General features: G+C 35.0%; 12 protein-coding genes. 2 read left to right on the top strand and 10 right to left on the bottom strand.

The genetic code is table 11. The features are described from left to right. Positions 1-48: 48 nt before the first annotated feature. The 8 genes from HM983_RS15275 to HM983_RS15310 all read right to left on the bottom strand — a co-directional run bounded on the left by HM983_RS15275 (position 49) and on the right by HM983_RS15310 (position 7,370). Complete coding sequence (locus tag HM983_RS15275) at positions 49-798, bottom strand: head GIN domain-containing protein (protein WP_179346607.1); 750 nt, start codon at positions 796-798, stop codon at positions 49-51. A gap of 38 nt (positions 799-836) precedes the next feature. Then, a complete protein-coding gene (locus HM983_RS15280) occupies positions 837-1,934 on the bottom strand; it encodes an acyloxyacyl hydrolase (protein ID WP_179346608.1) in 1,098 nt (365 codons plus the stop codon). A gap of 131 nt (positions 1,935-2,065) precedes the next feature. Continuing rightward, positions 2,066-3,184, bottom strand: a complete 1,119-nt coding sequence (dnaN, locus tag HM983_RS15285; protein WP_179346609.1) for a DNA polymerase III subunit beta — start codon at positions 3,182-3,184, stop codon at positions 2,066-2,068. Positions 3,185-3,315: 131 nt separating this feature from the next. Continuing rightward, on the bottom strand, positions 3,316-5,001 hold the full coding sequence (gldG, locus tag HM983_RS15290) for a gliding motility-associated ABC transporter substrate-binding protein GldG (RefSeq protein ID WP_246277530.1): 1,686 nt from the start codon (positions 4,999-5,001) through the stop codon (positions 3,316-3,318). Then, the gene (locus HM983_RS15295) at positions 4,973-5,467 is read right to left on the bottom strand and encodes a hypothetical protein (protein ID WP_179346610.1); all 495 of its coding nucleotides are present in this window, start codon (positions 5,465-5,467) and stop codon (positions 4,973-4,975) included. Before HM983_RS15295 ends, gldG begins: the two co-directional genes overlap by 29 nt. 2 nt (positions 5,468-5,469) lie before the next feature. Next, on the bottom strand, positions 5,470-6,192 hold the full coding sequence (gldF, locus tag HM983_RS15300) for a gliding motility-associated ABC transporter permease subunit GldF (RefSeq protein WP_179346611.1): 723 nt from the start codon (positions 6,190-6,192) through the stop codon (positions 5,470-5,472). 41 nt (positions 6,193-6,233) lie between these two features. After that, a complete protein-coding gene (locus HM983_RS15305; protein WP_179346612.1) occupies positions 6,234-6,530 on the bottom strand; it encodes a putative quinol monooxygenase in 297 nt (98 codons plus the stop codon). A gap of 3 nt (positions 6,531-6,533) precedes the next feature. Beyond that, complete coding sequence (locus tag HM983_RS15310) at positions 6,534-7,370, bottom strand: SAM hydrolase/SAM-dependent halogenase family protein (RefSeq protein WP_179346613.1); 837 nt, start codon at positions 7,368-7,370, stop codon at positions 6,534-6,536. Positions 7,371-7,491: 121 nt separating this feature from the next. Here HM983_RS15310 and HM983_RS15315 point away from each other — a divergent pair, with 121 nt between their 5' ends. Beyond that, on the top strand, positions 7,492-8,445 hold the full coding sequence (locus tag HM983_RS15315) for a PhoH family protein (RefSeq protein ID WP_179346614.1): 954 nt from the start codon (positions 7,492-7,494) through the stop codon (positions 8,443-8,445). A gap of 75 nt (positions 8,446-8,520) precedes the next feature. Next, positions 8,521-9,471: a phosphoribosylaminoimidazolesuccinocarboxamide synthase gene (locus tag HM983_RS15320; protein ID WP_179346615.1), complete on the top strand. Its 951-nt coding sequence runs from the start codon at positions 8,521-8,523 to the stop codon at positions 9,469-9,471. A 1-nt stretch (position 9,472) separates the two neighbouring features. Here the strand turns inward: HM983_RS15320 and HM983_RS15325 are convergent, their stop codons facing one another. Both HM983_RS15325 and HM983_RS15330 read right to left on the bottom strand, forming a co-directional pair. Further along, positions 9,473-10,048: a c-type cytochrome gene (locus HM983_RS15325; RefSeq protein ID WP_179346616.1), complete on the bottom strand. Its 576-nt coding sequence runs from the start codon at positions 10,046-10,048 to the stop codon at positions 9,473-9,475. Positions 10,049-10,067: 19 nt separating this feature from the next. Then, on the bottom strand, positions 10,068-12,908 hold the full coding sequence (locus HM983_RS15330; protein WP_179346617.1) for an ATP-binding protein: 2,841 nt from the start codon (positions 12,906-12,908) through the stop codon (positions 10,068-10,070). Positions 12,909-13,080 lie beyond the last annotated feature (172 nt).

Here is a 13,080-nt window from a genome sequence, read left to right on the forward strand (position 1 = left end):
GATAGTGTAATTTGTAGCTTGGCAACGAAATGACAGAAATGATTTTTTCTAGTCTTCAATTATAACTTTACCAGTATACAATTCTTCAACATCAAAAATAGGAGGTGTATTAACCACAATCATATCGCCAGTACTGAGTAAACTTCCGGTTAATGACACTTGTGGATTAATGATAATGTCATTAGTGCCTCTATGGTAAACGTCTGCATTTTGAACTATCAGGTTTCTGCCCTCAAAACGTGCATCACCAAATGTAAAATTGAGGTCTAAGTTCGTCACATTGCCAGTTAAAAAGAAGTTGCTTAAATTGTTTTGGGTGATGGTTAAGTTTTCAACATCCAGATCCAATTCGAAATCGCCATCGGTATGGAAAGCATCTTCTTCTTCAAAATCCTCAGAAAGTAAGGTGAGATTAGCATAAGTGAGTTGATTTCCACTGACAACTTTTAACCCGGAACTGTTTCGTATTTCTGTAATATTGGGTGCACTAACAAATACTTTAGTGATGCCATAGTCTCTGGTAATATTGCATGCATTGTTGTTTTCGATAATTAACCTATTATCAGATACCTTGATATCGATATCATTCAATAGGTTTTCGCCTGTTTCTAATACAACCGAAAAAGACCCTTCTGAGATAATTAGTTGGGTGCGTTGAAAAACCGTGATTTTATCAAAGGCATCTAAAGTATAGGATTCTTGAATGATATCTCCGGCATTCTGAAAACAGTCTGGTGCATCTTCAGAATCGCAAGACCAAAGTGCAAAAAGAATAAATACAATTTTTAAATTTTTCATCTTACCATTTTAAAATTCAAGACACACTTTAAGCTTAATTATATTCTTAACCCAACTCCAAATTCAACAGCTTCAGCTTTGGCGCCATGTGAATGTACATTGATTACACCAAAAATTTTATCAGAGAAATAACGTTTTAGGCCTAAACGATTATACAAACGATTTTCAAACTCAACTGGCCAATATACATAATAGCCCAAATGCGTTATAAAGGCCACTTTGTTAAATCGTAATTCGTGACCAACGAAGACACCGACACGTTTAAAATCTGTATCACTTTCAATATTATTTTCAGGAAAAGCTATAGATTGGTGTTTAATGTATTCCTTTAAAAAATAGGAAACAAATAATTCAGATCCTGCTAAAAATGTGCTTTTGTGATTGATTCGTTTGTCCACAAAAGCGGTAAATACATAAAAAGGAAACTGTCCACTACCATTAATATCACTCTCATTTATACCACTTCTAAATACAAAATTGTACTTAAAAGGTTCTGAATATTTGGTACGTTCTCCTTCTGGTATATATTCTGGAAATTCTTCGGCATCAAATAGATAGTTAAGACCTGCTGAAAAAGCGAACGTATTAGTACTGTTATTTGGTGCTTTTAGATTGGCGTTAGAGTAGTGGATCACCGTAAATCCGGCATTTACACCTAATCCTTTTATGAGATTCTCTTTTATATAGTCGAATTTTAAATAGGTGGAACTTAATAAATGAGAACCATATGCATTATTAATAAAGTTATCTTCCTTATCATAGGGCTTGTTGGCATATGCTATACCTTGTCCGATGCGAAAGACCAAACTCCGATTCAGAAAATAAAAATTGAAATGACCGTACAATCCAATATTTTCTCCCAAAAATTCATTCTTCATATCTTGATAAGTCATAGAAAATCCCCAGTCAGGATAGTTGTATCGTCGTTCCCATTCGTTGAAACCATAGGTCTTACGGTTATAACTGAGTATCAAACCAGTGGGATGATCCGTAATTAAATGAGAAATATCAGGATTGTGCTCCATTATGGTCCCATAAAATGGACTAAGGTCTAGAGAGAAGGGTTTTTTTTCTTTATTCTGAGAGAAAGATAAGTTTACAATTAAACTAAAAACAACCAAAAAAAGGTATCTCATGAAAACGTTTTATGAAGTGATGAAGTTATAAAATTTGAACGAACTAGCGATTAGTTCTCATTAAATTATAAAAAGAAAAAAGGCTCACTATTACAGCGAGCCAATCCAATTATTGAGTTAGCAAAGTTTCTTTAGTTGTTGAGCATTACTGGCATTACCAACATGGTCACGTGCTCTCCTTCATCTAAACCATCAGTAGGTGTTAAAATACCTGCTCTGTTAGGTAAACTCATTTCTAACTGTACGTTATCTGAGTTTAAATTATTTATCATTTCTGTTAGGAATCGTGAATTAAAGCCAATCTGCATATCATCACCTTGGTAATCACAGCTAAGGCGTTCTTCGGCTTTGTTGCTATAGTCGATATCCTCTGCAGAAATATTAAGTTCTGCACCAGCAATTTTTAAACGTATTTGATGTGTTGTTTTATTTGAAAAAATGCTCACACGACGCACAGAATTTAAAAATTGTGTTCTGTCAATGATTAGTTTGTTCGGGTTTTCCTTTGGGATTACCGCTTCGTAATTAGGGTATTTACCATCAATTAAACGGCAAATTAACACTGAATTTTCAAAAGTGAATTTTGCATTGGATTCATTGTACTCTACCAACACATCATCGTCACTTCCTGCCAAAATACCTTTTAAAAGATTTAATGGTTTCTTAGGCATAATAAACTCAGCTGTTTCTGTTGCGCTGACATCGTTTCTGGTATATTTTACCAATTTATGTGCATCAGTAGCTACAAACGTAAGGTTGTCTTGTGAAAACTGAAAGAACACACCGCTCATTACAGGCCTTAAATCATCGTTTCCAGCTGCAAAAATCGTCTTGCTGATTGCAGTTGCCAAAATATCTCCCATGATAGTTGTCTTGCTCGCATCTTCAACAGACACTGCATTTGGGAATTCAGCACCATCGGCATACGCCAAGGCATATTTTCCATGGTTAGAGCTAATTTCTACAGTATTATTATCTTCTACTACAAAAGTTAAAGGCTGCTCTGGAAAAGTCTTCAACGTATCCAATAACAATCTGGCTGGCAATGCAATATTACCTTCGGAATCACTTTCAACATCTATAGTTGCAGACATTGTAGTCTCCAAATCACTCGCTGAGATTGTTAATTTTGATTGACTTAATTCGAATAAAAAATTATCTAAAATAGGAAGCGTATTGCTATTGTTTATAACACCTCCCAATATTTGAAGTTGTTTTAATAAATAAGTACTTGAAACTATAAATTTCATAGGATTGCTAAACGTTTTTATCTTGAAAAATTGTCTTACAAATATATCTTAATAGTAGGGTTTTCTAAAACAAACTTATTAACAAAAAAATCCCGCAAATGCAGGAAATGTATAATGAAAAAGAGGACCTATTATCGCGTGTATTTTCGTTTTCTAAAGTAGTTAAAAACAAATCCAAATAGTACTAATAGCACTAATGGTAAGGCAATATTTATGAGTTGCCAAGTACCCTTTTCTTCAGCCACCTTTTCTGTATCTAAATATGCAACGCTGATTTCTTTGCCTCTAATGTTTATAAGTCCGCTATCATCCAAAAGATAGTTCACCGTGTTCAATAAAAATTCCTTGTTGCCAAATTCCTTTCCTGATAATTGGTCAAAACCCAATTGTTGCGGTCTGTTGCGCACCACTTCGTTTTTTATGATGTCACCATCAGAAATGATCACCATTTTTGTAGGTCTACTTTTGGATTTAAAATCATTCACTTTAAATGGAAGTACACGCTTATCGTAAACTGAAGTAAATTTCCCTTCTAATAAAACAGCTAAATTTTGTGGCCCAGAATTATATGAAGCTTCTTCAGGCGATTTGGTCACGTCTGCTAATGAAATGGTTGTAGGAACACCTTCCAACTTTGAATTTGGTGAACTTTCTAACAATACCGTTTTTTTAATATCGTTCTTTAGTGTATCGATAGGACTAGCAAAATCAAATTTAACCAAATTAAGATTTTTGCTAATCGGATGGTTTGGGTTGGATGATGCCAATGGTGAATATTGCCATTGTATGGGTTGCAATTGTGCTTGGCTACCTTCGCCAATGGCCAGCATAATCGGTGCCGAAAATAAATCTTTGACTAAACTCGGATTAACGCGTACACCGTATTTGAAGAAAAAATCATTCAATCTTAAATCTTTAATAATGGACACGCCACTTCTTGAGGTATTATAAAGGCTGTCCTTGTCCATAATAACCGATTCGGTGAGCCAAAGACTTTTTCCGCCATGCATGGTATATTGGTCCAAAACCAATTTTTCGTTTTCGGTGAATGCTATACTTGGCTTGGCCGCAACAATTAAATCATATTGTTCTAAATTTTCTAATGTGCCTTGTGGATTCGTGCTAACACTATCTAAAGTAAATGGGCCAATATTGTAGTACGGTTGAAGCGTTTTTAGGAAATCAGCAATATAAATATCGCCCAGTTCTCCATTGCCTTTTAATATGGCAATTTTCTTGGCTTTGGGATTAACGAGTTTATTAAAAGCATCAGCAAAAGCATATTCCAAAGATTGTATGGAATTGGCTATTTGCTCTGGTAATGGTTCTGTTATACTTCGTTTGAGTAGTGGAATCTTTACCGTTTTATCTTTATAGCTGGCAAAAGCCCAAGGAAATATGATATCCTGAGTCACTTTTCCTGTACTGTTATCGGTGTTGATATAAGGTTCTAAACCTGACTTTGTCAGCTCTTCAATATTGCGTTGTCGTGTTTCTTCATCCTCAATAGGATTAATGTAGTTGACAACTAAATTGTTTGTTTCAAGTTGAAATTCTTCAATAATCTGTCTTGTTTCCGTTTGAAGTAATCTAAATTCCGATGGAAAATCACCTTCTAAAAATACATCGATAATTAGAGGTGACTCTAAATCATTTATCAAATTTGTGGAAACTTCAGATAGTGTATAGCGGTTATCTTCTGTCAGGTCAAAACGTTGATAGGCCTTACTCGCGATGAAATTAACGAGCAATAGCAAAACGATTGTTACGAGTGCATATGTAAGATTCTTATTCTTTTTCATCGTAGCTAATTGCATCTTGATAATGTTTCAATTGGACAACTATATCGTTTTTAAAAGTGAGCTCAACACATTCCTTTTCACTATTAAAAGCTCCAGGTTCAATACCTAGTGCGTAATTCCATTTCTTGTTGTCATGGCTATTGGTAAAAGGATTCCAGGATAACCATTCATATTGACCCAATTGATTTTTAATTTGTTCTTTCGACATTCCGATGAGCGTGTCGGACTCTATAGTGTTGTCAATCATTTCATAACGCAACGAAGGTTGTTCTTTCCAAGTTTCACTATTAAAATATTTTTGGTGATGGTAATTGCTTACAATATTCACAAAGGGATAAAATACATAGAAATATACAAAAGGCGTCAAGACCAAGCTGATTAGTGCGGTAAGCCATTTACGCTTGTCAACTGTATTTAAAAACAAAAAGAGCAGCACAAATACCACAATCATAAAAATGACTAAAAAAGGTGTGATAATCATGATTATTGTTTTTGGATTCTAAGTTTGGTGAATATTAAAAAAGCCACGGCTATACTAATAAAATAAACAAGGTCGCGTGTATCAATAACACCACGACTCATACTGTTATAATGTGCTGCCATGCCTAAATTTTCGAGATATACGAGGTCTCCAAATAGATTATAGTTTGAAATTCCCTCAAAACCGAAATAGAAAAAGAAACAGATAAATATAGCAATAATGAAAGCCACAATCTGATTGTCCGATAGGGTAGATGAAAACACGCCTATTGCGGTATAGGCACCGATTAAAAAAAGTAGACCGAAGTAAGAACCTATGGTACTGCCCATATCAATATTTCCTTTGGGATTACCTAATTGCGAGACGCTGTATACGTATAGTAGAGTGGGAAGCAGAGCCAAGAGAATCAATGCCAAAGCACCAAAATATTTACCCAATACAATCTGAAAATGTGATATGGGTTTGGTTACTAAAAGCTCTAAAGTGCCTTGTTTTTTTTCATCACTAAAACTGCGCATTGTGACTGCAGGTACCAAAAAAATAAGAATCCAAGGTGCCAACAAAAAAAAGGATGACAAACTTGCTACACCAGAATCCAAAATATTGAATTCACCTTTAAATACCCATAAAAATAGCCCGTTGAGCAAAAGAAAGACACCAATGACCAAATATCCGATTGGTGAGGCGAAAAAGGTGTTGATTTCTTTTTTAAGGATTGCTAGCATTGTTTTAAGTATTCAGTATTTAAGATATGTAAATGTCTCCATCATTTGAGTGAAGCAATTTTATCTACACTCCAAGCTTCAGGCTTTGCATTAAACAATGGCTTTGTGTTAGCCCAAATAGTTTTAAATAATTCAGAATACCTGTAATTATTAAGTTCTGTTTCAGAGTCCCAATAACTATACGTAAAAAAAATGTTTGTATTGTTTTGGTCTCTGTACAATTCTAAAAATTGACATCCATCAAAATTCCGAATTTTTTGTTTGTTCGCTTCAAAATTAGCCAAGAATTCTTCAATCTTGGAAAGTTCAAAACTCATTTTTACAATTCTTACTAACAAACTTTAAGATTTTAAAAAATTAACAGTAACCGTGTCCATAGTTTTTAAGCCCATTAAGGTAGATGCACTGCCAACCGTACTACAGTTACTCTTGTATACTGCGATTTCTAAATAATTTGAGGAATTAAATACGACTAAGCCTTTGCCCTCGTCATTTCTTTTATTTTCCTCGATTTCAAAATTAACAATGTCGCTATATTTTTGATGTATTTTTTTGAATTTATGGTTGCGTGCGGAAATTTCAAAATCACGCGTTTTTTGGATATTCTCAAAAAAATTACGCTTAATATTGGTGACTACATTTCCGTAGTTATCTATGTAAATTACACTACCAATAATTTGATTTTGCTCGTCATTAACAAAAGGAATTAAATTTTTAATAGGCTTTATTGTGTTAATAACTTTTCCGATCACTTCTAATGTGCCACCCCTTGCAATGTGGCATGCCACTTTTACAAAGACATCAAGTACGGGAAAACTGGTTTCAATTTTATCGTGAATGTTGATTTCTACAATTTTAGCTGGAGCAATTTCTGCACATATCATACTCATAATGCCATTGTTAGCGCATATAAAGTAATGGTCATCCAGACTGACTGCAATGTGTTTGTTTTCAGGGCTTAATTCAGAATCGATTCCGATAATATGTATCGTTCCTTTGGGAAAACTGCTGTAAGCATTCAGAATAATATAGGCGGCCTCAGAAATATTAAAAGGCGAAACAGAATGTGATACATCTACAATTCTCACATCCGAAAGTTCGCTATAAATAGCACCTTTTATGGCACCGGCAAAATGGTCTTTTTCGCCAAAATCAGTCGTTAAAGTGATTATTGCCATGGATTGATTGTTGATATTTTTTTAAGAATTATGGTTGTAAAATTGTTAGCTTTGTTGTTAAACAATACGTACACAAAACTAATAAAAGAAAACAGATTAAAACACTAAATACAGCACGCTTTTGAACGAACTTATCCTAGAACTCGAAGAAATAACTCCAAAAGAATTCTTCGGCGCACAGAACGCCAATATTGAACTCCTAAAAAAATATTATCCTAAACTCAAAATTGTAGCCAGAGGCAATAAAATTAAGGCTTATGGTGACGAGGATCTTCTCGAACAGTTTGACCAAAGAATGACTATGCTCATGCAACATTTTGGCAAATACAATAAGCTTGATGAAAATGTAATTGAACGCATATTAACTAGCAATAGTAGCGACGATTACAATACATCTGCAAAAAGCGGTGAGGTTATTGTCCACGGTGTTGGAGGCAAGTTAATAAAAGCGCAAACGGTCAATCAGCGGAAACTAGTAGAAAGCATGCGTAAAAACGATATGGTGTTTGCTATTGGCCCAGCCGGTACAGGTAAAACCTACACGGGAGTGGCATTAGCTGTAAGAGCTTTAAAGAATAAGGAGGTAAAACGTATAATACTCACGCGTCCTGCGGTTGAGGCTGGTGAAAACCTCGGATTTCTTCCAGGCGACCTAAAAGAAAAGTTAGACCCATATATGCAACCTTTATACGATGCCCTTAGGGACATGATACCTGCCGAAAAGTTAGAAAGTTATATTGAAAAAGGCGTCATACAAATCGCTCCATTGGCATTTATGCGAGGTCGTACGCTCGATCACGCATTTGTAATTTTGGACGAAGGGCAAAATACTACGCACGCACAGATGAAAATGTTCTTGACTCGTATGGGTAAAAACGCCAAGTTTCTATTAACTGGAGATCCTGGTCAGGTTGATTTACCACGTCGTACTATTTCTGGACTAAAAGAAGCACTTCTGGTGCTCAAAGACATTGAAGGTATCGGAGTCATTTATTTAGATGATAAAGATGTTATACGTCATAAATTAGTTAAGAAAGTGATTGCAGCTTATAAAAGTATTGAGAATAGAGATTAGGAACTAGTCGTAGTTTGCAGTAACAGTTTACAGGTATGCAAATAAACAGTTAAACGAATAACGTTTAAATATAGAATGAGTAACACAATAACAAATACCAACTTCAATTTTCCAAACCAAAAAAGTGTTTATAAAGGTAAGGTGCGTGAAGTTTACAATATAAATGACGAGCAATTGGTCATGGTCGCTACAGATAGATTGTCAGCGTTTGATGTGGTTATGCCAAAGGGCATTCCGTACAAAGGGCAAATCCTGAATCAGATTGCGACAAAGATGATGAAAGAAACCGAAGATTTGGTTCCGAATTGGTTGGTAGCGACTCCAGATCCTAACACAGCCGTTGGGCATTTGTGTGAGCCTTATAAGGTAGAAATGGTAATCCGTGGTTACATGTCTGGCCATGCCGCACGCGAATACAAATTAGGTAAAAGAAAGCTATGCGGAGTTGAAATGCCAGATGGTATGAAAGAAAACGACAAGTTTCCTGAACCTATTATCACTCCAGCTACAAAAGCTGAAATGGGAGATCATGACGAAGATATTTCAAAAGAAGATATATTAAAACGTGGTATCGTATCAAAAGACGATTACGAAGTTCTTGAAGATTATACCAGAAAGCTTTTTCAGCGTGGTACAGAAATCGCAGAAGAACGAGGATTGATTTTGGTAGATACCAAATACGAATTTGGTAAAACGAAAGACGGAAAAATTGTTTTAATAGATGAAATCCACACACCGGATTCCTCACGTTATTTTTATGCGGAAGGTTATCAAGACCGACAGGATAGAGGGGAAGCGCAAAAACAACTCTCAAAAGAATTTGTTCGTCAATGGTTAATTAGCAACGGATTTCAAGGATTGGAAGGTCAAATAGTGCCTGAAATGAGCGATGATTATATTAAAACCGTTAGCGACCGTTATATTGAACTTTATGAGAACATTACTGGTGAAACTTTTGTAAAAGCAGATGTTTCAGATATTCAAAACCGCATTGAGTCTAATGTTTTAGATTATTTGTCTAAATAAACTATTTTGGTGGTATTGGTCCAGGAACAATATTTTCAATAGGTTCAATAGATTTTAAGTAGTTGTATATGGCTTCAATATCAGCCTCACTGAGTGTTGCATAAGATTGCCACGGCATAGGCGGTAACAATGTTCTACTACCTTCTAAACCTTTGTATTTTCCTTTTTGCATCGCTAAAGTAAACTGCTCTAAACTCCATGTCCCTATTCCTGTGTTATCTGGTGTTAAATTACCAGCAAAGGAAATTCCCCAAGGTCCCATAGCAGCAGTTAAGTCTGGATGTGGAAACAGTACACCTTTCATTACAATTTCACTATCAAATGTTGGTTTTGGTCTATCCGAAGGATAACCTGATAACATCCTGCTCATATCTGGCTTTGGTCCTTGTTCCGTCATAATATTTGGTGTGTGGCAAGTATTGCAATCCATTACAGTTACTAAATATTTGCCGTGTTTTTTTGACGTGTCTTCAGTAACTTCTCCTGACACATAGCCTTCTTTAACTTGTGTTTTTTGTTCGTTTTTACAGTTTGTAAATAAAATTGTAATTAGGGCTAATGCGAAAATTGATTTCATAATAGATTGATTTTAATTGTTATATCTTACTTGGTAACTGACCAAACTTCTCTTTAAAGCTTTTGGTGAAATAGGAAAGGTTGGAATAGCCCACTGAATATGCGACTTCAGATACAGACCCTTCCTTTTGCGTCAACATCTTATGGGCTTCATTCAAACGTATTTCAACAATCAGTTGATTTGCTGATTTATTAACTAAAGCTTTTAGCTTTCTGTGGTATTGTGAGCGACTAAAGCCAACGGCACCGGCTAAATCCTCAACGCTCAAGTTTTCGTTATCTATATTTTCTTTTATATATGCTGCGGATTTTTGCAAGAATTGGTTGTCTAAATTACTCAGTTCTAAATCATCTACACTTGCCAGGTCTGAAGCCTTGAAGTAGTTCCATTGTCGTTCTCTATTAGCAATGAGATTTTTGATGTTGATCAATAGTTCATCCGCATGAAAAGGCTTTGTTAAATAAATATCCGCTCCTTGATTTAAACCTTCCATTTTATTGGTATGTCCTGCTTTTGCAGTTAAAAGAATCACTGGTATATGACTCGTTTTGGTGTTTAGTTTTAAGGAATGGCACATTTCGTAACCATCTTTTTTTGGCATCATTACATCAGATAATATCAAATCTGGAATATGTTCAATGGCCATGCGCTCACCTTGCCATCCATCTTCGGCCACTAACAATTGGTAACTTTCTCCCAATATATTCGTTATAAAATCCCTTAAATCAGCATTGTCTTCAACGATTAATATTAATTTATCCTTGGCTTTTGAATTAAATACTTTATCATCAATTTTTGAATCATCAAGAAAATCGTCTATTGTGGTTTCAGAATAATCCACTGCTTTAGAATTCGCAACCACAGAAATATCCTTAGGAAGATTCTCCATGGTGTAGGGTAGCCTCACCTTAATAGTGGTGCCTTTGTCTTTTCTGCTATTAATATTAATTTGTCCGTTATGGATGTCAATGATTTCTTTAGTCAATGCCAAGCCAATACCAGACCCCTTTGTCTCTGTGCGTTCGCTTCGATAAAATCGTTCAAAAACATGATTCATTTCTTCTGCAGACATACCAATACCTGTGTCAGAAACTACAATTGTAAAGTGTGTATCATCATAGTTCAGGGAAAAATTCACCATGCCACCTTTGAGTGTAAACTTAAAAGCATTAGATATTAAATTGCTTAGCACTTTCTGCAATTTATCCCTATCGTAAAATGCTATATTTATTTCTTCTGGAAAACTGGTAATTAGACTTATATTGGAACGTTCGGCCATACTTTCAAATGAAAACACTATGGATTTTATAAATTGAATTAACCCTCCTTGTTTTAAGCTTAAATGAATATTTCCACTTTCTAATTTTGAAAGTTCCAAAAGCTGATCTATTAAATTTTGAAGTCGTTCAGCATTATTACTTATAATATCCACTGTTTTTTTTGAAAGCACTACATCTCCATTTTCTGTGGTTTTAGATTGTTTTGCAAATTGCATCGGTCCAGAAATTAAAGACAAAGGTGTTCTAAATTCATGGCTAATATTTGCAAAGAATTTGGTTTTAACTTCGTCCAAGTCTTTGACCCGTTGCATTTCGGCGTAGGTTCTTTGGGCATCAAGTCGTTCGGCTTCATTAGCTTTATTGAGCACTTGCCGCCTGTACGCAATTCCGAATGAATAAATTATAATCTGTAAAAATATTCCCGTGGCATAAGGGTCAAAATATTGTATAGGTGTAATATAGCCCATTGACCAAAACAGCCCAATGATTAAAAAAGTAGATCCTATAAGCGAACCAAATCCAAAGTATTTGGCAAATTGATCGTTCTTGGTTAATAGAATAATTGAAACGATTAAACTAGCCACAGAATATATCATTAAGAAAATATAATGATAGCCAACATTGGTCATAAATACTGAAGATGGTGATATGGCTCCATAAATGGATGCCAAGATAATTTCGATTAAAACTAAACTCGCCATGACCCACATGACCTTATCCAAAACTGGAAATTTAATTTTAGAGTTTACGAAGGACCGTCCAAAATACCACCATGTATAAAATACTCCGCCAGCAATTAAAACAAAAACAGAAAATCTAAAATTAGGAATAGAGCCTAGAATAAATCCAACTGTCATAGCTTGGGTTAAAGTGCAGAATAAAAGCCAAACTGAAAACCATAAATATACTTTTTCCTTGAGGTAGAAAAATTGCAATAAATGGTATAGAAAAATCATAAAAGTAACTCCAAAGAAAAACAGATTAAAGCTGCGTTGAAAGCTAAAAAGTTTGTGGTAATTAGGCTGTGAAGGACTACGTGCAGACAAATTAAAGTATGCTGGATAACCAATCTGATTACCTTGAGCTTTAATGATCAGCGTGATTGCAGTATTAGTGGGTAAATCCGATAGTGAAACTTGATTGAGCGCCCAGTGCGCATCAACATCTCGTTCAGATTTAGCATACTCGACACCTGCTTTTTTATGGAATATTTGCTCGCCATTCACAAATCCATAAATATCTACCTTGCCGTTACTTTTGGTCCAAGCGGGTGGTCCGATATGTTTATCTTCAAGATGAAGAGTCCAGTTCTGTAATTTTTCAGGTGCTTCAATTTCTAGTTTGCCCCAATACGTTGTCCCAACACTAAGATATCTTGGTAACTCTGAGCCTTTTAAATAATTAAGATTATCAGCTCTTAGAATATCATTGGGTGTAAAATTGTTTAATGAATCTGGATAAACTTTCAGTTGAGACTGTAAATCATGAACAGGATAGTTAGTGTCCAATTCGTAAACCTCTTGCGCGTTGAAATAATTCAACACGAATATGAATAGAAAAAATGAGAAGCGCTTTTTCATTTATTGGTTTGTTTTCAAACCCACTAAAAAGGTACTAAAAATTCTTAATAAGCAGATTGGTCCTTCAAAATTGAAGATTGTGAGTCAATAGTACTAACACTATTGTTTCATTGACTGTAACTCATGTTGTATCAATAGGTTTTATCGGACTTTTGAAACAAATGTGTTAAGC

The sequence above is a fragment of the Winogradskyella ursingii genome, from assembly GCF_013403975.1.
GTDB lineage: Bacteria > Bacteroidota > Bacteroidia > Flavobacteriales > Flavobacteriaceae > Winogradskyella > Winogradskyella ursingii.

Bases quoted from the DNA above. Each gene is read 5' to 3' on its own strand.
- HM983_RS15275 (WP_179346607.1), bottom strand. From the start codon at position 798: ATGAAAAATTTAAAAATTGTATTTATTCTTTTTGCACTTTGGTCTTGC.
- HM983_RS15280 (WP_179346608.1), bottom strand. From the start codon at position 1,934: ATGAGATACCTTTTTTTGGTTGTTTTTAGTTTAATTGTAAACTTATCT.
- dnaN (WP_179346609.1), bottom strand. From the start codon at position 3,184: ATGAAATTTATAGTTTCAAGTACTTATTTATTAAAACAACTTCAAATA.
- gldG (WP_246277530.1), bottom strand. From the start codon at position 5,001: ATGCAATTAGCTACGATGAAAAAGAATAAGAATCTTACATATGCACTC.
- HM983_RS15295 (WP_179346610.1), bottom strand. From the start codon at position 5,467: ATGATTATCACACCTTTTTTAGTCATTTTTATGATTGTGGTATTTGTG.
- gldF (WP_179346611.1), bottom strand. From the start codon at position 6,192: ATGCTAGCAATCCTTAAAAAAGAAATCAACACCTTTTTCGCCTCACCA.
- HM983_RS15310 (WP_179346613.1), bottom strand. From the start codon at position 7,370: ATGGCAATAATCACTTTAACGACTGATTTTGGCGAAAAAGACCATTTT.
- HM983_RS15320 (WP_179346615.1), top strand. From the start codon at position 8,521: ATGAGTAACACAATAACAAATACCAACTTCAATTTTCCAAACCAAAAA.
- HM983_RS15325 (WP_179346616.1), bottom strand. From the start codon at position 10,048: ATGAAATCAATTTTCGCATTAGCCCTAATTACAATTTTATTTACAAAC.
- HM983_RS15330 (WP_179346617.1), bottom strand. From the start codon at position 12,908: ATGAAAAAGCGCTTCTCATTTTTTCTATTCATATTCGTGTTGAATTAT.